Origin of the sequence: Streptomyces sp. NPDC017202, assembly GCF_044331705.1 — a bacterium.
In the GTDB taxonomy this organism is placed as follows: domain Bacteria; phylum Actinomycetota; class Actinomycetes; order Streptomycetales; family Streptomycetaceae; genus Streptomyces.
Genome location: NZ_JBIRNP010000013.1, coordinates 93,661 through 111,835, shown reverse-complemented (window position 1 = coordinate 111,835; position 18,175 = coordinate 93,661). Strand labels below are relative to the sequence as shown.

13 protein-coding genes are annotated in these 18,175 nt (G+C 73.2%); 2 read left to right on the top strand and 11 right to left on the bottom strand.

Features of this window, described 5'->3' with window-relative positions; translation table 11 throughout:
- Nucleotides 1–66 precede the first annotated feature (66 nt).
- The 5 genes from ilvC to ACH4N1_RS24105 form a co-directional block, all read right to left on the bottom strand.
- Nucleotides 67–1,065 (bottom strand): ketol-acid reductoisomerase, encoded by a 999-nt coding sequence (gene ilvC, locus ACH4N1_RS24125; protein WP_398099983.1) that lies wholly within the window; start codon nucleotides 1,063–1,065, stop codon nucleotides 67–69.
- A 116-nt stretch (nucleotides 1,066–1,181) separates the two neighbouring features.
- Entirely contained in the window at nucleotides 1,182–1,709 is a 528-nt protein-coding gene (gene ilvN / locus ACH4N1_RS24120; protein WP_356562102.1) for an acetolactate synthase small subunit, read from the bottom strand.
- 20 nt (nucleotides 1,710–1,729) lie between these two features.
- Nucleotides 1,730–3,583, bottom strand: a complete 1,854-nt coding sequence (locus ACH4N1_RS24115; protein ID WP_398099981.1) for an acetolactate synthase large subunit — start codon at nucleotides 3,581–3,583, stop codon at nucleotides 1,730–1,732.
- A 242-nt stretch (nucleotides 3,584–3,825) separates the two neighbouring features.
- The gene (locus ACH4N1_RS24110; RefSeq protein WP_398099979.1) at nucleotides 3,826–6,882 is read right to left on the bottom strand and encodes a putative bifunctional diguanylate cyclase/phosphodiesterase; all 3,057 of its coding nucleotides are present in this window, start codon (nucleotides 6,880–6,882) and stop codon (nucleotides 3,826–3,828) included.
- Between the two features lie 416 nt (nucleotides 6,883–7,298).
- Entirely contained in the window at nucleotides 7,299–8,264 is a 966-nt protein-coding gene (locus ACH4N1_RS24105) for a 2-hydroxyacid dehydrogenase (protein ID WP_398099977.1), read from the bottom strand.
- A 76-nt stretch (nucleotides 8,265–8,340) separates the two neighbouring features.
- Here ACH4N1_RS24105 and ACH4N1_RS24100 point away from each other — a divergent pair, with 76 nt between their 5' ends.
- Both ACH4N1_RS24100 and ACH4N1_RS24095 read left to right on the top strand, forming a co-directional pair.
- Entirely contained in the window at nucleotides 8,341–9,339 is a 999-nt protein-coding gene (locus ACH4N1_RS24100) for an aldo/keto reductase (protein ID WP_398099975.1), read from the top strand.
- A 202-nt stretch (nucleotides 9,340–9,541) separates the two neighbouring features.
- Complete coding sequence (locus tag ACH4N1_RS24095; protein WP_398100080.1) at nucleotides 9,542–10,681, top strand: PQQ-dependent sugar dehydrogenase; 1,140 nt, start codon at nucleotides 9,542–9,544, stop codon at nucleotides 10,679–10,681.
- Nucleotides 10,682–10,709: 28 nt separating this feature from the next.
- Here ACH4N1_RS24095 and ACH4N1_RS24090 read toward each other — a convergent pair whose 3' ends face one another.
- The 6 genes from ACH4N1_RS24090 to ACH4N1_RS24065 form a co-directional block, all read right to left on the bottom strand.
- Nucleotides 10,710–10,907 (bottom strand): DUF6191 domain-containing protein, encoded by a 198-nt coding sequence (locus tag ACH4N1_RS24090; protein WP_398100078.1) that lies wholly within the window; start codon nucleotides 10,905–10,907, stop codon nucleotides 10,710–10,712.
- A 44-nt stretch (nucleotides 10,908–10,951) separates the two neighbouring features.
- A complete protein-coding gene (locus tag ACH4N1_RS24085) occupies nucleotides 10,952–13,996 on the bottom strand; it encodes an AAA family ATPase (RefSeq protein ID WP_398099973.1) in 3,045 nt (1,014 codons plus the stop codon).
- A 206-nt stretch (nucleotides 13,997–14,202) separates the two neighbouring features.
- Complete coding sequence (locus tag ACH4N1_RS24080; protein WP_398100076.1) at nucleotides 14,203–14,403, bottom strand: hypothetical protein; 201 nt, start codon at nucleotides 14,401–14,403, stop codon at nucleotides 14,203–14,205.
- A 209-nt stretch (nucleotides 14,404–14,612) separates the two neighbouring features.
- Nucleotides 14,613–15,251: a hypothetical protein gene (locus ACH4N1_RS24075; RefSeq protein WP_398099971.1), complete on the bottom strand. Its 639-nt coding sequence runs from the start codon at nucleotides 15,249–15,251 to the stop codon at nucleotides 14,613–14,615.
- Between the two features lie 35 nt (nucleotides 15,252–15,286).
- Nucleotides 15,287–15,859: a GNAT family N-acetyltransferase gene (locus tag ACH4N1_RS24070; RefSeq protein ID WP_398099969.1), complete on the bottom strand. Its 573-nt coding sequence runs from the start codon at nucleotides 15,857–15,859 to the stop codon at nucleotides 15,287–15,289.
- Nucleotides 15,837–18,065: an MMPL family transporter gene (locus ACH4N1_RS24065; RefSeq protein WP_398099966.1), complete on the bottom strand. Its 2,229-nt coding sequence runs from the start codon at nucleotides 18,063–18,065 to the stop codon at nucleotides 15,837–15,839. Before ACH4N1_RS24065 ends, ACH4N1_RS24070 begins: the two co-directional genes overlap by 23 nt.
- Between the last annotated feature and the right edge of the window lie 110 nt (nucleotides 18,066–18,175).

The following is an 18,175-nucleotide window of genomic DNA, read 5'->3' as shown; positions in this document are numbered from 1 at the left end:
CACACGGCGTTACCGGGGGTCGGCCGAAGGGGCCGGAGCGGTCCGCTCCGGCCCCCGGCGTGCGGCTCAGGCCTCTTCGTCGACCCAGCTCATCAGCTTGCGGAGCTGCTTGCCGGTGGTCTCCAGCAGGTGCTCGGAGTCGGCCGTCTTGTACTCGTTGTACTTCTTCAGGCCGCCGTGGTACTCGTCCATCCACTGCCTCGCGAAGGTGCCGTCCTGGATCTCGGCGAGGACCTTCTTCATCTCGGCCTTGGTGGCGTCGGTGATGATGCGCGGGCCGGTGACGTAGTCGCCCCACTCGGCGGTCTCGGAGACCGACCAGCGCATCTTCTCCAGGCCGCCCTCGTACATGAGGTCCACGATCAGCTTCAGCTCGTGCAGGCACTCGAAGTAGGCGATCTCCGGCTGGTAGCCGGCCTCGACCAGGGTCTCGAAGCCGGCCTTGACCAGCGCCGAGGTGCCGCCGCACAGCACGGCCTGCTCACCGAACAGGTCGGTCTCGGTCTCCTCGGTGAAGGTGGTCTTGATGACACCGGCGCGGGTGCCGCCGATCGCCTTGGCGTACGACAGGGCCAGCGCGAAGGCGCCTCCGGTGGCGTCCTGCTCGACGGCCGCGATCGCGGGGACGCCGCGGCCCTCCTCGTACTGGCGGCGGACCAGGTGGCCCGGGCCCTTCGGGGCGACCAGGGCGACGTCCACGCCGGCCGGGGCCTTGATGAAGCCGAAGCGCACGTTGAAGCCGTGCGCGAAGAACAGGGCGTCGCCGTCCTTCAGGTTCGGGGCGATGGACTCCTCGTAGACCTGGGCCTGGATCGGGTCCGGGATCAGGATCATGATGAGGTCGGCCTCGGCGGCGGCCTCCGCCGGGCTCACCACCCGCAGGCCCTGCTCCTCGGCCTTGGCCTTGGACTTGGAGCCCTCGTGCAGACCGACCCGCACGTCCACACCGGAGTCGCGCAGCGACAGGGCGTGGGCGTGGCCCTGGCTGCCGTAACCGATGACCGCGACCTTGCGGCCCTGGATGATGGACAGGTCGGCGTCGGCGTCGTAGAACAGCTCGGCCACTGTGGGTTCTCTCCTTGGTGTGCGGGTGTTGCGTCCCACCGTATGACGGCGGGGGGAAGGGAAGTCTCGGGGTCTCGGTATACGGGCGGCCGGTGTCGGCCGCCCGTGTTCCGTCGTTACGCCGACCGGTCGAGCGCGCGCAGGGAGCGGTCGGTGATCGAACGGGAGCCGCGGCCGATCGCGATCGTGCCGGACTGGACCAGCTCCTTGATGCCGTACGGTTCCAGCATCTTGAGCATGGCGGAGAGCTTGTCGCTGCCGCCGGTGGCCTCGATGGTCACGGCCTCCGGGGAGACGTCCACGGTCTTGGCGCGGAACAGCTGGACGATCTCGACGATCTGCGAGCGCGTCTCGTTGTCGGCGCGCACCTTCACCAGGACGAGTTCGCGCTGGACGGCCGATCCGGGTTCCAGTTCGACGATCTTCAGCACGTTGACGAGCTTGTTGAGCTGCTTGGTGACCTGTTCGAGCGGCAGTTCCTCGATCACGTTCACCACGATGGTGATGCGCGAGATCTCGGGGTGCTCGGTGACGCCGACCGCGAGCGAGTCGATGTTGAAACCGCGGCGGGAGAACAGGGCGGCGATCCGGGCGAGGATGCCGGGCGTGTTCTCCACCAGGACGGAGAGCGTGTGCTTGGACATGTCTCTTGGGTCTTCCTCGCTCAGTCGTCTTCGTTGTCGCCGAAGTCGGGGCGGACGTCCCGTGCGGCCATGATCTCGTCGTTGGAGGTGCCGGCGGCGACCATCGGCCACACCATCGCGTCCTCGTGGACGATGAAGTCCACGACGACCGGGCGGTCGTTGATCGAGTTCGCCTCCTCGATGACCTTGTCCAGGTCGTCCAGGGACTCGCAGCGGATCGCGTGGCAGCCCATGGCCTCCGACAGCTTCACGAAGTCGGGGACGCGGGTGCCGGTGTTGGGCACGGTGCCGTCCGCGTCCGGGCCGCTGTGCAGCACGGTGTTGGAGTAGCGCTGGTTGTAGAAGAGGGTCTGCCACTGGCGGACCATCCCGAGGGCGCCGTTGTTGATGATGGCGACCTTGATCGGGATGTTGTTCAGGGCGCAGGTGGTCAGTTCCTGGTTGGTCATCTGGAAGCAGCCGTCGCCGTCGATCGCCCAGACGGTCTTCGAGGGGACGCCGGCCTTGGCGCCCATGGCGGCCGGGACCGCGTAGCCCATCGTCCCGGCGCCGCCGGAGTTCAGCCAGGTGGCGGGCTTGTCGTACTTGATGAAGTGCGCGGCCCACATCTGGTGCTGGCCGACGCCCGCCGCGAACACCGTGCCCTCGGGCGCGAGCTGCCCGATGCGCTCGATGACCTGCTGGGGGGAGAGCGAGCCGTCCGCGGGCTGGTCGTAGCCCAGCGGGTAGGTCTCGCGCCAGCGGCTCAGGTCCTTCCACCAGGCGCTGTAGTCGCCCGGACCGGTCTCGGTGTGCTCCTTCTGCACGGCCTGGATCAGGTCGGCGAGGACCTCGCGGGCGTCGCCCACGATCGGCACGTCGGCGGCGCGGTTCTTGCCGATCTCGGCCGGGTCGATGTCCGCGTGCACGATCTTGGCGTACGGCGCGAAGCTGTCGAGCCTGCCGGTGACGCGGTCGTCGAAGCGGGCCCCGAGGGCGACGATCAGGTCGGCCTTCTGCAGTCCGGTGACGGCGGCCACCGAGCCGTGCATGCCGGGCATGCCCAGGTGCTGCGGGTGGGTGTCGGGGAACGCGCCCAGCGCCATCAGGGTGGTGGTGACGGGTGCGCCGGTCAGCTCGGCGAGGACCTTCAGCTCGGCGGTCGCGCCGGCCTTGAGGACACCGCCGCCGACGTAGAGGACCGGCCGCTTGGCGGCGGTGATCAGCTTGGCGGCCTCGCGGATCTGCTTGGCGTGCGGCTTGGTCACCGGGCGGTAGCCGGGCAGGTCCATGGTGGGCGGCCAGGAGAAGGTGGTCTTCGCCTGGAGGGCGTCCTTGGCGATGTCGACCAGGACCGGGCCGGGGCGGCCGGTGGAGGCGATGTGGAACGCCTGCGCGATGATCCGCGGGATGTCCTCGGCCTTGGTGACGAGGAAGTTGTGCTTGGTGATCGGCATGGTGATGCCGACGATGTCCGCCTCCTGGAAGGCGTCCGTGCCGATCGCCTTGGACGCGACCTGGCCGGTGATCGCGACCAGCGGCACCGAGTCCATGTGCGCGTCGGCGATCGGGGTGACCAGGTTGGTGGCGCCGGGGCCGGAGGTCGCCATGCAGACGCCGACCTTGCCGGTGGCCTGCGCGTAGCCGGTGGCGGCGTGGCCCGCGCCCTGCTCGTGACGGACCAGGACGTGACGGACCCTGGTGGAGTCCATCAGCGGGTCGTAGGCGGGAAGGATCGCGCCGCCGGGAATGCCGAATACCGTGTCGGCGCCGACCTCCTCGAGAGAACGGATGAGGGACTGCGCACCCGTCACGTGCTCGACGGACGCGGAGTGCTGTCCTCCGGATCGGGGCCGCGGCTGCGGGTGATGGGCCCCGGTGGCCTGCTCGGTCATCGGCATTCTCTTCTCGATGCTGAGGGTTTTTGCGAGGTTCGTGCGGTGTCGGACTGCTGGGCGGCAGGTGCTGGTGCAACAAAAAACCCCTCGTGCCAAAAGGCAAGCGAGGGGAGCGCGCCGGTGTGGTCGCTGGGGATTCCGGATCGTCCTCCGGTGTTCCCAGTTCAGCCGACGCGCTGTCCAAGTACGAGAATTCGGGTGCGCATGGCATTGACCCTCCCCCCGGCACGCACCGACTGTCAAGTGGGTGGGACGGGGGTCTCATCATGTGAACGGAGGGCCGTGCCACCACCGCGGCTTCCGCCTCCCAGGACCGCCGGCACGCCCCCGGTGTACACCCCCGCGCAGCCCCCGGCGAACGCGGGCTCGGCGGGTCCGTGCGGCAGCGGGCAGCTGCCCCGGCCGAGCGCCCTGCGCAGCCGGTACTCGTCGAGCGGCCCGGCGAACGCCATGCCCTGGCCGTGCGTGCAGCCCATCGCGCGCAGGGCGACGACCTGCTCCGGCAGGTCCACGCCCTCGGCCACGGACGGGAGCCCCAGGTCGCCGGCGATCCGCAGCAGCCCACTGGTGATCTTGTGCAGGCGCGCGGACTCCACGACCCCCTCGACCAGCCCGCGGTCGAGTTTCAGTACGTCCACGGGGAGCCGGCGCAGGGCCGTTATGGCCATGCCGCCGCCGAAGCCGTCCAGCGCGATCCGGACGCCGAGGCGCCTGAGCGCGGCGAGCCGGCGCTCCAGCTCCTCCAGCGCCACCCCGGCATCGATGTCGGACAGCTCTATCACCAGCGAGCCGGACGGCAGCCCGTGCCGGGTGAGCAGCGCCTCGACGGACCCCGGCGGCAGCGAGCGGTCCAGCAGCCGCCGGGCGCCCACCTGGACCACCACCGGTACGTTCAGTCCGCTCGCGGTGCGGTCGGCGGCCTGCTCGACGGCCTGCTCCAGCATCCAGCGGCCCAGCTCGGCGGTCCGGTCGCCCTCGTCGGCCACCCGGAGGAACTCGGCGGGGGTGAACAGCACGCCCTGGGAGGACCGCCATCGGGGCTGCGCCGCGACCGACGAGATCCGGCCGTCCTCCAGCCGCACCACGGGCTGGTGCAGCAGCGCGAACTCGCCGTCGTGCAACGCGGCCCGCAACCGCGTCGCCAGCGCCGCCTTCCGTACGACGTCCTGCTGCATCTGCGGCTTGTACAGCTCGACCCGGTCCTTGCCGGCCGCCTTGGCCCGGTACATCGCGAGGTCGGCGTTGCGCAGCAGTTCGCCGGCGCCGAACCCCGCCTCGGCGAAGGCCACCCCGATGGAGGCGGCGACCCGCACCTCGTTGCCGTCGATCAGGTAGGGCTGGGAGAGCGTGATGCGCAGCCGGTCGGCGAGTTCCAGTATGTGACCCTCGTGGGCGCCGCGGTCGCGGGTGCCGTCGCCGACGATCAGGGCGGCGAACTCGTCACCGCCGAGCCGGGAGGCGGTGTCCCCCTGCCGGACGGCGTCCTGGAGCCTGCGGGCGGCCTGGACGAGGAGTTCGTCGCCGGCCTGGTGGCCGATGGTGTCGTTGACGGCCTTGAAGCCGTCGAGGTCGATGAAGAGGACCGCGGTGTTGCGCAGGGCGGCGCCCCGGTCGGAACTGCGGCGGCCGGAGAGCGCCTGCTGCACGCGCCGGGTGAACAGGGCGCGGTTGGGCAGGTCGGTGAGCGGATCGTGCTCGGCGTTGTGCTGGAGCTGGGCCTGCAGGCGCACCCGCTCGGTCACGTCCCGGCTGTTGAAGATCAGGCCGCCGTGATGCCGGCTGACGGTGGACTCGACGTTCAGCCAGCCTCCCCCGCTCTCGGCCGCGCTCGAGCGGGAGGTGCCGCCGTCGCCGGAGCGGAAGCGGCACTCGATGCGGGTGGTGGGTTCCTCCCGGGGGCTGGCGGCCAGGAAGCGGCGCACCTCGTGCACCACGCACCCCAGGTCCTCCGGGTGGATGAGGTCGGCCAGCTCGGTGCCCACCAGGTCCTCGGCGGAGCGTCCGTAGACACCGGCGGCGGCCGGGGAGACGTAGCGCAGCACACCGCTGGGGGCGGCGATCATGATGACGTCGCTGGAGCCTTGCACCAGGGAGCGGAAGTGGTTCTCCTTCTGGGCCAGTTCCTGGGTGAGGGTGATGTTGTCGAGCAGCATGATGCCCTGGCGCACCACGAGGGCCAGCACCACGGCGCCGCCGGTGAGGAGGACGACCCGGTCGACGCTGCGGCCGTTGAGGACGGTGTAGAGGATCCCCAGGGTGCAGACGGCGGCGGCGAGATAGGGCGTGAGGGCGGCGAGGGAGCCGGTGATGGGGCGGGTGCCCGGGAAGCGGCTCGGGTCGGCTCTCCGCACGGGCGGCCGGGGCGGCTGGGGCGGCCGGCCGCCGGTGCGCTGTCCGGGCAGGTGCTCGTGCACCACGCGCGTGTGCCCCGCGACGCTCGCCCGGTGGTGCCGGCCGGCGGCCCAGGGGGCGTAGGCGAGGAGCAGGGAGCCGGCGAACCAGCCGGCGTCGAGGAGCTGGCCCGAACGGTAGTTGTTGTGCATCAGCGGCGAGGTGAACAGGGCGTCGCACATCACGGTCAGCGCGAGAGCGCTGACGGCGGTGTTGACCGGGGTGCGGTTCGCGGGTGAGCGCCGGAAGTGCAGCACCAGCACCATGCTGACCAGGGCGATGTCGAGCAGCGGATACGCCAGGGTGAGCGCCGCGTGTGCCACGCTGGGCCCGTCGAGTTCCGCGGCCTGGGCGAGCGCGAGGCTCCAGGAGAGGGTGAGCAGCGAGCCGGCGATCAGCCAGGCGTCGAGCGCGAGGCAGACCCAGCCGGCCTTGGTCACGGGCCGGGCGGCGAGCACCAGCAGGCCCACGATCGCGGGCGGCGCGAAGCACAGGAAGAACACGTCGGCGTAGCTGGGGCTGGGCACGGGACGCTCCAGGACGACCTCGTACCAACCCCAGACCAGATTGCCCAGGGCCGCCATCGCCGAGGAGAAGGAGAACAGCAGCCAGGCCGGGCGCAGGCGGACGCGGCGGGTGCGCCCGTACAGGAAGCAGGACACGGAGGCGGCGGCCGCCGCCGCGGACAGTCCGAAGTCGCCCATGACGAGCGCGACGCGGTCGGATCCCCAGCCGAGCGCGGAACCGACGGCGTATCCCGCGCAGATCAGGGCCAGCAGGAGTTGGTGGACCGTGTTCGATCCGGGGCCGCCTGGGGACGACGGCTCGGCGGGTGGCGTTCCCTTCGGGGCCTGCGTCCGCAGCGCTCCGTCGAGGAGGGGCGTGGAGGTCGGCGGCGAACTCACCGGGGCCTCCCGGTCCGTGCCGCTCCCGCGTCCCGCACGCCCCGGTGCGCCGGGTGCGCGTGGGTGCGGTGGCCGCCGTGGCCGCGGCGGTGACGCCCGCCGTGCCGACTTCGGTGACCGGTGGGGCCATCGCTCGCGCGCCTGGCCGTGCAACAGGGTCGTCGGCGGCGGCTCCGCCGCGTCGGGTCGTTCGTCCATAGGCCGTGCATCGCCCGTCGCCCCCCTCACAGTCTGAGATGTCCAACCCCGGCGCCGAACGGTGCGCGGCGCAGCCCCTGTCGGGACGATACACCAGGATCGTCACTCAGGGACATAGCTTCTCTACTCTCAGTGACGACCAGCGACTATGCCCGTACGGAACGCGTCCGGGGGACTGCGGAGGGTGCCCGGAACGCGTCGCGCGCGTGCCGTGGTCCTCACGCCTCGTCGGCGGCACCCGTCGTGAGGATCACGTTGCGCAGGGGCTCCCGGTTCACGAACCGGCCCAACTGGTCGGCCAGCAGACGCTTGGCGCGCGGCAGGAAGGCGGAGGTGGGGCCGCCGACGTGCGGGCTGATCAGGACGCCGGGCGCCCGCCACAACGGGTGGTCCGGGGGCAGGGGTTCGGGGTCGGTGACGTCCAGGGCGGCGGTGAGCCGGCCGCTCTCCAGCTCGGTGAGCAGGGCCTCGGTGTCGACGACCGCGCCGCGGGCGACGTTGACGAGCAGCGCGCCGTCCTTCATCCGGGCGAGGAAGCCGGCGTCCACCAGGCCGCGCGTGGTCTCGGTCAGGGGCGTGGAGAGGATGACGACGTCCGCCTCGGGCAGCAGCGCGGGCAGTTCGGTGAGTGGGCGCACGGGGCCGCGCTCCGTAGCGCGCGCGGAGCGCGCGACGCGCGCCACCCGCGCGACCTCGAACGGCACGAGCCGGTCCTCGATCGCCGAACCGATCGCGCCGTACCCGACGATGAGGACGTTCCGGTCGGCGAGCGCGGGATGGAACCCGCCCTGCCAGTGGCCCTGTTCCTGGGCGCGCACGAACTTCGGGACGCCGCGCAGGGAGGCCAGCGTGAGGGTGAGCGCCAGCTCGGCGGTGCTCGCCTCGTGCACCCCGCGCGCGTTGCACAGCCGCACGCCGGGCGGGAGGTCGGCCAGGCGCGCGGTGACGTCGTCGACGCCGGCGGTGAGGGTCTGGACGACGCGGACCCGGCGCAGCTCCGCCAGCGGGCGCACCTTCACGTGCTGCCGCTTCATGTAGGGCACCACGTAGAAGACGCAGTCGGCGGGGTCGCCGGGGAACTCCTGCTCTCCGTCGGGGCCCCCGTCCCAGAAGAGGGGGTTGAGCCCCTCGGGGAGTCCCTCGATCTCGTCCGGCGGAATGGGCAGCCACACGTCAGCGGTCATGGTCAGGAGGCTATGTCAGGCACGCGCGCGTGCAGAGGTTAGGTTGGTGGGCCGGGCGAGGGAGGGTCACGAGCAGGTGGAGCGCAGGACGATCGGCGCGGCGGCGCTCGCGGTGGGGGCCGTCGGACTCGGGTGCATGCCGATGAGTTGGGGGTACAGCGGGTCGCGGCAGCGGGGCGACGAGTCGCTGCGGGCGTTGCACCGGGCGCTGGACCTGGGTGTCTCCCTGCTGGACACCGCCGACATGTACGGGCCGTTCACCAACGAGCTCCTGCTGGGGCGGGTGTTGAAGGAGCGGCGCGGGGACGCGTTCGTGTCGACGAAGGTGGGGCTGCTGGTCGGCGACCAGCACGTCGTGGCCAACGGCCGCCCCGGGTACGTGAGACGGGCGTGCGACGCGTCCCTGCGGCGGCTCCAGACGGACGTCATCGACCTCTACCAGTTGCACCGCGCCGATCCCGAGGTCCCGGTCGAGGAGACGTGGGGCGCGATGGCCGACCTGGTCCGGGCGGGCAAGGTGCGGGCGTTGGGGCTGTGCGCGGTGGGCGCGCGCGGCGGGCGCCGTGCGGGCGGCCGGCTGTACGACGCGACGATCCGGCAACTGCTGCGGGTGCAGCAGGTCTTCCCGGTGAGCGTGGTGGAGGCGGAGCTGTCGGTGTGGTCGCCGGAGGCACTGGACGCGCTGCTGCCGTGGTGCGAGGTGCGCGGTATCGGCTTCCTCGCGGCCATGCCTCTGGGGAATGGTTTCCTCACCGGCACGCTGACCCCCGGCGAGGGTTTCGAACGTGATGACATGCGGGCCCGGCACCCCCGGTTCACCGCCGAGATGATGGCCGCGAACCAGCCGATCGTCGCCGGTCTGCGCCGGGTGGCGGCCCGGCACGGCGAGGACGTGACGGCCGCGCAGGTGGCGCTGGCCTGGGTGCTGGCGCAGGGCCGGCACGTGGTGCCGGTGCCGGGGGCCAAGCAGGAACGGTGGGTGGCGCAGAACGCGGGCTCGGCCCGGCTGCGGCTGACCGGGCGGGACCTGGCCGAAGTGGCGGCGCTGCCGGCGGCCCAGGGCTCGTGGGACTGAGTCCGTGAGCCTGCCGCGGGGCGGGCGGAGGCTCACGGAGGCCGGGCGCGCGGCTCACGGAGGCCGGGCGCGCGGAAGTCGGGGCCGTCACCGGGTCGGGTTCCGGGGATCGGGAACCCGTGGGGCGTGAGCGGTGTATGACAAGGAGAACCTGCCGCTGGACCGCCGTGTCGAAGGGACCAAGATCGTGCAACGTCGCGCAGTGACGGCCGTACTGGCCGCGAGTGTGCTCCTGCTGACGGCGGGCTGCTCCTCGGACGACGGAGGGTCCCCGGGGGCCGCCCCGAGCCCGTCGGCCAGCCCCACGGCCGCGGGCTCCTCACCGGCGGCCGAGGAGACCCCGCCCGCGAAGGGCACGGCCGAGGTGGTGCGTACCGTCGCCGAGGGGCTCGACACCCCCTGGGGCCTCGCGCCGCTCCCCGAGGGCGGCCTGCTGGTGGCCTCCCGCGACCGGGCGACGATCACCCTGGTCGACACGGACAGCGGCGGGAAGACCGAGCTGGGCGAGGTGCCGGGCGTCTCGGCGGCCGGTGAGGGCGGCCTGCTCGGCATCGCCCTCTCCCCGGACTACGCCTCGGACCACATGGTCTACGCCTACTTCACCTCGGCGTCCGACAACCGCGTCGTGCGCATGCTGTACGACGCCGACCGGCCCGCCGGCGACCAGCTGGGCGCGCCGGACACGGTCTTCCGGGGCATCCCCAAGGGCATGATCCACAACGGCGGGCGCATCGCCTTCGGCCCGGACCGGATGCTGTACGTGGGCACCGGCGAGAGCGGACAGCAGGGTCTGTCGCAGGACAAGGGCTCCCTGGGCGGCAAGATCCTGCGGCTGACCCCGGAGGGCGAGCCGGCCGCGGGCAACCCCTTCCCCGACTCCCCGGTGTACTCGTACGGCCACCGCAATGTGCAGGGTCTCGCGTGGGACGCCGGGCAGCGCCTGTTCGCGGCCGAGTTCGGCCAGAACACCTGGGACGAGCTGAACGCGATCGTGCCGGGCGGCAACTACGGCTGGCCGGAGGCCGAGGGCAGGGCCGGCGACGCGAGGTACCGCGATCCGGTGGCCCAGTGGAGCACCGACGACGCCTCGCCCAGCGGTGTGGCCTACGCCGAGGGCTCGATGTGGCTGGCGGGTCTGCGGGGGCAGCGCCTGTGGCGCGTCCCGCTGAGGGGCACGGCGGCGTCGGCCGCCCCGCAGGCGTTCCTGGAGGGTGAGTACGGCAGGCTGCGGACCGTGGTGGCGGCGGGCGGCGACAAGCTGTGGGTGACGACCAGCAACACCGACGGCCGGGGCACGCCGAAGAAGGGCGACGACCGGATCCTGGAGCTGGAGGTGAGCTGAGGCGTACGCCCCCCGGGGGGCCTCGTTCTCAGGCGCGGGGCTGCTCCGGCGGGGCCGCGTCCGCCCCGTCCGCGGGATCGGGCGGTCGTACGACGGCCTTTTCGGACGCGAGGTCTGTCGGACCGTGTCCGGGGCCGGCGTCGCCGACGTCCTCCCTGGTCGGCTCCAGGCGGTTCTGCTCGTCGCGGGTGTGCCCCCGGCCGGGTGCGAACAGTTCGTCGAACATGGTGAACACGGCGCCTCCCCTGCCGCTTCCCGCCGGCGTACGCCTCACCGCGCGGGTGGCGCCTGGAGGGCGTCGGCCGGAAAGAGTTCCAGCCGGTGGGCCAGCGCCGCCGCCTCGCCCCGTCCGGAGACGCCGAGTTTGGCCAGGATGTTGGAGACGTGCACGCTCGCCGTCTTCGGGGAGATGAAGAGCGCCTCGGCGATCTGGCGGTTGGTGCGGCCGGCCGAGACCAGGCGCAGGACGTCGCGCTCCCGGCCGGTGAGGCCGAGGGCCTCGACGGGGTCGGTGGCGGCCGGGGCCCGGCGGGGACCGGGGGTGAGGGGCAGCCGGGCGCGCCGGCCGAGCCGGCCGACGGCGTCGCCGAGCGGACGGGCGCCGAGGTGGGCGGCGACGGTGTGGGCGAGGCGGAGCAGCTCGGCGGCGCGGTCGCGCTCGTCCTCACCGCCCTCGGTCAGCAGGGCCTCGGCCAGGCGGTACCGGGTGCGGGCGAGGTCGTAGGGGCGCTCCATCGTCTCGAAGGCGGCGACCGCCGCCGCCCAGTCCTGCGGGCCGCCGCGGCCCTCGGCGCGCAGCAGCTCGGCGCGCAGCCAGAGTTCGTGGGCCCGCCAGACGGGGACGACGGCGACGATCCTCTTCGCGGCCTCCCGGACGCGTGCGAGGAGTTCGGCGCGGCCCGGTTCGGCGGCGGGCAGGCCGCGGGCGTCGCCCTCGGCGGCGGTCGCGGTGAGGAGGAGGGGCCAGGCGTACCGCTGGGCGCCGGGCGGGAAGCCCTGGTCGAGGGCACGGGTGAGGTGGGCGCGGGCGTCGGGGAGGCGGCCCTCGGCGGCGGCGAGGGCGATGGCGAGGCGGGTGAGGGGGAGGTCGTGCTGCGGCGCGCGGCCGTGGGAACCGAAGAACCCCTGCGCCATGGCCAGTTGGCGTCCGGCCTCGGTGTGGTCGCCGCGGTGCAGGGCGAGTTCGGCCCGCAGGGAGGCGTGGCCGCCCCGGATGCCCACGCCTTGGCCGATGCGTGCGACGGTGGCGCAGGCGCGGTCCGCCTCGTCCCAGCGGCCGAGCGACAGCAGGGACTCGGCGAGGTTGCCCCAGATCCAGGCCTCCGTCTCGGACAGTCCGTGCCGTCGCGCGTAGGCGACGCCCTCTTCCAGGATCGGCAGGGCCTCGCCGGAGCGGCCGACCGCTTCGAGTTCGGAGGGGAGGTTGACGTAGGCGTTCAGCGCGACGGACGGGATGTCCTCCGCGAGCGCCCGGCCCTTGACGTCGTACAGCTCCGTGAGGCCGGTCTCGACGTGGCCGGCGTCGACCATGAGGACGCCGAGGATCTGGCGGGCGTCGAGTTCGATCTCGCGGACGCCGACCATGCGGGCGTACTCCACGGCGTGCTCGGCGGCGGCGTAGGCGTCGGGTCCAGGGGCGTGCAGCATGGTCCAGTTGGCGACGTGGGTGAGCACCTCGGCGTGCACCTCGCTGGGCGGCAGGCCGCGCACCAGGTCCTGTGCGGTGGTCAGCTCCTCGCGGCCGCTGCCACGGCCCAGCGAGCGCGTCAGCCGGGAGCGCTGCACCCAGAACCAGGCCGTGCGCAGCGGGTCGTCCTCGTCCGCCAGGAGGCGCAGCGCCCGCTTGGTGATCTTCAGGGCGCGTTCGCGTTCCCCGCACAGGCGGCCGGCGACGGCGGCCTCGGCCATGAGGTCGAGGTAGCGCAGCGGGGTGGTGTCGGGATCGCAGCCGCAGGCGGGATAGGCCTCGGCGTGGTCGAGGGGGCGCAGCCGGTTCCGTACGTCCTCGGGGGCGGCGTCCCAGAGTTCCATCGCGCGTTCCAGGAGCCGCAGTTGCTCGCTGTAGGCGTGGCGGGAGCGGGCGGTGACGGAGGCGTCGAGGACGGCGGGGAGGGCCTTGGCGGGGTCGTGGGCGTGGTACCAGTAGCTGGCCAGGCGGGTGACGCGTTCGTCGGCGGGCACCAGCGTCGGATCGGCCTCCAGGGCTTCGGCGTAGCGGCGGTTGAGGCGGGAGCGTTCGCCGGGCAGCAGGTCGTCGCCGACGGCCTCGCGGACCAGGGAGTGGCGGAAGCGGTAGCCGTCGCCGCCGGGGGCGGCGAGCAGGAGGTTGGCGCCGACGGCGGCGCGCAGGGCCTCGATGAGGTCGTCCTCGGCGAGCCGGGCGACGGCGGCGAGCAGCCGGTACTCGACGGTGGAGCCGCCCTCGGCGACGACGCGGGCGACCTTCTGGGCGCTGTCCGGCAGCGCCTCGACGCGGACCAGGAGCAGGTCGCGCAGGGTGTCGGTGAGGCCGGTGCAGCAGCCCTCGTGGGCGGCGACGGCGAGTTCCTCGACGAAGAAGGCGTTGCCGTCGGAGCGTTCGAAGATGGCGTCGACCTGGGCGGGATCGGGTTCGGCGGCGAGGATGCCGGCGATCTGGCGGGCGACCTCCTCGCGGGTGAGGCGGGCGAGTTCGAGGCGGCGGACGGTGCGCAGCCGGTCGAGTTCGGCGAGCAGGGGGCGCAGCGGGTGGCGGCGGTGGATGTCGTCGGAGCGGTAGGTGGCGAGGACGACGAGGCGGCCGGTGCGCAGGGTCCGCAGCAGGTAGGAGAGGAGGTGGCGGGTGGAGGCGTCGGCCCAGTGCAGGTCCTCCAGGGCCACCACGACGGTGCGGTCGGCGGCGACGCGCTCCAGGAGACGGGCGGTGAGTTCGAAGAGGCGGGCCATGCTCTCCTCGTCGTGCCGGCCTCCGCCCGTCTCCCCCACCTCGGGCAGCAGCCGGGCGAGTTCCCCCTCCTGGCCGGCCGCGGCGGCGGCCAGGTCGTCCGGCAGGGCCCGGCGCAGGGCGCGCAGCGCGGTGGAGAACGGGGCGAAGGGCAGCCCGTCGGCGCCGATCTCGACACAGCCGCCCAGCGCGACGACGGCTCCCCCGCGGTCGGCGGCGGTGGCGAACTCCTCGACGAGCCGGGTCTTGCCGACCCCGGCCTCGCCGCCGATCAGCAGGGCCTGCGGCTCCCCCGCGGCGGCACGGTCGAGCGCCTCGTTCAAGGTGTCCAACTCGTCGGTGCGGCCGACGAACACGGGGCTGACGGACCTGTTCTCCACGGGGGCGAGCATCGCACGACGGTGCGAGGGGGGCCCAGTCGTTATCGGCGGCGCGGTCTCGGTCGGCAATGCGGATGTCGGCGCGGTCGCGGCCGGCAGCGCCGCCGTCGGCGCCGGCGAGGTGGTCCTCGCCGGCCCTGCGACCGTCGTCACCGGCCCGGTCGTGGGCCTGGGAGGGCGGCCGACCCCCGTGCGGCCGCCCTGCCGTGCCCCGGTGTTCACGCGGTCCGGGCGGACCGCGGCCGGCGGGGGCGGTGGGTATGCGGTTCGCTCTCCGGGGTCGTGGTGCGGGCGGCCTGCTCCGCGGCCTCCCGGCGGGCGGCGCGGCGGCCGCGGACGACCTCGCGGGCCAGCCGCTCGTCCGCGGCGCGGCGGAGCAGTTCGGCGGAGCGGGCCTGCTGGAGTTCGTACTCGTACATGGTGGACGTCCCCTGGAGGTCGGTGGATCCGGCGCCGCTCGCCGCGACGCTCTCGATGCCTCGACCTTCGTCTCCCAGGGGGGTCCGCCGCATCGGGAGAGTTCCGCATCTTCGGGTCCGGGCGGGGCCTTAGACGCGCGGGAGGGGCCCCCGGTACGGCCGTAAGGTGCTTACCGGCCGTCCTGGGACCCCTCGTGAACCGTCCCGGCTCAACCGGCGGACGGCAGTCCGAGCAGGGCGTCGGTGTACTTGAGGACGGCCAGGAGCAGGCCGATCACGCCCAGGGTGACGCCCGCCCAGGCGACGGACTTGATCCAGGGGGCCCGCACCCTGCCGGGAGCGCCGAAGGCGGGCCGGGCCAGCACCACGACGCCGGTGACGAGGGCGGCCAGCGCGAACAGGCCGGCCCACAGGGCGGTGGTCCGCCAGGCGTCGCCGTAGACGGCCTGGATCTGGTGGGCGACGCTCGCGGTCGACGACGTCTCCAGCTGGCCGACCAGGGTCTGGCGCGCGGAGGCGACGGTCCCGATCCAGCCGCCGCTGAGCGACACCAGGCCGAGCGCGGCGGAGACGACGGCGCCGGCGCCCAGGCCGACGGCCGGGCGGCCCTCCTCGACGACGTCGCCGTCCTCGCTCTCCTGGCGGGCATCGCCGCCCCCGTCATCGCCGCCCCCGTCATCGCCGTCGGTGTCGTCGCCGTCACGCACGCCGTCGGCGGGCCCGGAGGCCGGCGTCGCCCCGTCCTTCGCGTCGGTCCCGGTGACGTCCACCGTCTCCTCGTCGCGCTTCGCCCCGGCGGCCTCGGCGCCCGTGCCGGTACCGGTCTCGTCCACTGTCCTGGTTCCCATGTCCCGCACCGTACGGACGCTTTCTGAGAGGTTCCTCAACGATCGCTGTGAGCGGCACGCGCGCGTGCGGAACGCCATTCGGGAGCCAGCACGGACCACACTTCCAGGTCGTGGCGCACCCCGCGGTAGGGGAAGGCCTCGCGGCGCACGCCGTCGCGGGTGAATCCGAGCCGCCGGGCGACGTTGAGGCTGGGCACGTTGCCCGCGGAGGCGACCCACTCGACGCGGTGGATGCCGCGCTGTCCGACGGCGTGGTCGATGAGCACCCGCATCGCCCGCGTGACGAGGCCGCGCCCGGTTCCGGCGGGCTCGAGCCAGCAGCCGACCTCGCAGTTGGCCTGCCCGGCGTCGAAGTTCAGGAAGAGCACGCCGCCGACCAGTTCGCCCGCCAGCCAGATGCCGTGCAGCGCACCGGTGTCGGCGGCGCGCATGTCGGCGTACCGCTGGAGCACCTCGCGCGCCCCGGGCACGTCGGTGGCCTTGGCGGCGAACGGGATGTACTGGTTGATGAACTCCCGCCCGCGCTCCAGGTGCGTCAGGAACTCCTCGTCGTGCCAGGGCTCCAGGGGCCGCAGTTCGGCACCGTCACCCAGCGGTATCGCGTACATCCGGCTGTCGCTCCCTCTCCCGTTCCGCCACGACCCCGGTGAGCCTCTCATGGGCGGCCCGGCATTCGGGAGGCTCGATGCTGATCCGCGGCAGCCGCCGGTCGAGCCAGCGGGGCAGCCACCAGTTGGCGCTGCCGAACAGGTGCATCAGCGCGGGCACGAGGAGGGTGCGCAGGACGAACGCGTCGAGGGCGACGGCGGCGGCCAGCGCGATGCCGAACATGGCGATCACCCGGTCGCCGCTGAGGACGAAGGCGAGGAAGACGGAGATCATGATGACCGCGGCGGAGTTGATCACCCGGCTGGTCTCGGCGAGTCCGACGCGCACGGCCCGCCGGTTGTCGCCGGTCTCCAGCCACTCCTCGTACATCCGGCTGACCAGGAAGACCTGGTAGTCCATGGAGAGTCCGAAGAGGACCGAGACCATGATCACGGGAAGGAAGGGCTCGATCGGCCCGGCCCGGCCCAGGCCCAGCGCCTCACTCCCCCAGCCCCACTGGAAGACCATGACGACGACGCCGAAGGCGGCGGCGACGGCGGCCACGTTCATCACGGCGGCCTTGACCGGGATGCCCACGGAGCGGAAGGCGAGCAGGAGCAGCAGGCAGCCGAGGCCGACGACGGCACCGACGAACAGCGGCAGCTTGCCGACGATGACCTCGGCGAAGTCGTCGTAGCCGGCGGTCACCCCGCCCACCTGCACGTCGAGGGAGGTGCCCGCCTCGGCCCGCGGCAGCACCTCGCCGCGCAGCAGGTCGACGAGGTCGCTGGTCCGCCCCGACTGCGGCGAGGACTCCGGTACGACGGTGAGGTACGCGGTGTTCCCGCCCGCCCCGTAGGTCACCGGGGTCACCGCGGCCACGCCCTCGGTGCCGCGCAGGGTGGCGTCGAGGTTGTCCAGGGCGAGCCGGTCCTCGGCGCCGCCGACGCGGGTGACCAGGGTGAGCGGGCCGTTGACGCCGGGCCCGAAGCCTTCGGAGAGGAGGTCGTAGGCCTGGCGGGTGGTGGTGGACTCGGGGCGGTTCCCCTGGTCGGAGGTGCCGAGGCGGAGGGAGAGCGTGGGCAGGGCGAGCCCGGCGATCACGGTGAGGGCCAGCGCGCCGAGCAGCTTGGGCCGGCGCTCCACGAACGCCGACCAGCGGGCGGCGAAGCCGGCCGGCAGCTCGGGCTGGGGCCCGTGGTCGGCGAGGCGGCGGCGTTCGCGGCGGCTGAGGGCGCGCGGGCCGATGAGGGACAGCAGGGCGGGCAGCAGGGTGACGGAGGCGGCGACCGTCAGGACGACGGTCAGGGAGGCGGCGATCGCCACGCCGTTGAGGAAGTCCAGGCGCAGGACCAGCATGCCGAGCAGCGCGATGCACACGGTCGCGCCCGCGAAGACGACGGCCCGTCCGGTGGTGGCGACGGCGTTGACGGCGGCCTCGGCGACCGGCAGCCCGCGTTTGAGGCCGCGCCGGTGCCGGGTCACGATGAACAGCGCGTAGTCGATGCCGACCCCGAGGCCGACGAGCATGCCCAGCATGGGCGCGAAGTCGGCGACGGTCATGGCGTGCCCCAGCAGCACGATCCCCGCGTAGGCGGTGCCGACGCCGACCAGGGCGGTGGCGATGGGCAGCAGCGAGGCGGCGAGCGAGCCGAAGGCGAGGAACAGCACGACGGCGGCCACGGCCACGCCGACGACCTCGGCGAGGTGCCCGCCGGAGGACTCGGTGAGCGCGACGGCGCTGCCGCCCAGCTCCACCCGGAGCCCCTCCGTCCGCGCGGCCGCGGCGGTGTCGACGACGGCCCGCGCCTCGCCCCGGTCGATGTTCTCGGCGCCGTCCTCGAAGGTGACGGTGGCGTACGCCGTGCGGCCGTCGCCGCTGATCCGGTCGGCGCCCTGATCGTCGTAGGGGCCGCTGACGGAGGCGACGCCGGGGAGGTCCGCGATCCTCGCGAGGGTGCGGGTCATGGTCTGTTCGACGGCGGCGGCGCGGACGGTGCCCGAGTCGGTGTGCCAGACGACGGTGTCGCTGTCACCGCCGAGGCCGGGGAAACCCTCCGCGAGCAGCCGGGCGGCCCGGCCGGACTCGGTGCCGGGGACGTCGTAGTCGTTGGAGTACGACGATCCCGCGGTCACGGCGGCGCCGGCCGTCCCGCCGAGGGCGAGGAGCCAGAGCAGGACCGCGAGGAGGCGATGCCGGACACACCATTGTGCAAGGGCTGCCACGAAACGTGCTCCCGGGGACTATGGGGATCTTTGACCGGGAACATCCGCACACGAAAGGAACAGCCCGCAAAGAACGCATGAGCAAATCAGGGTCACTCTGGCAGGCCTGA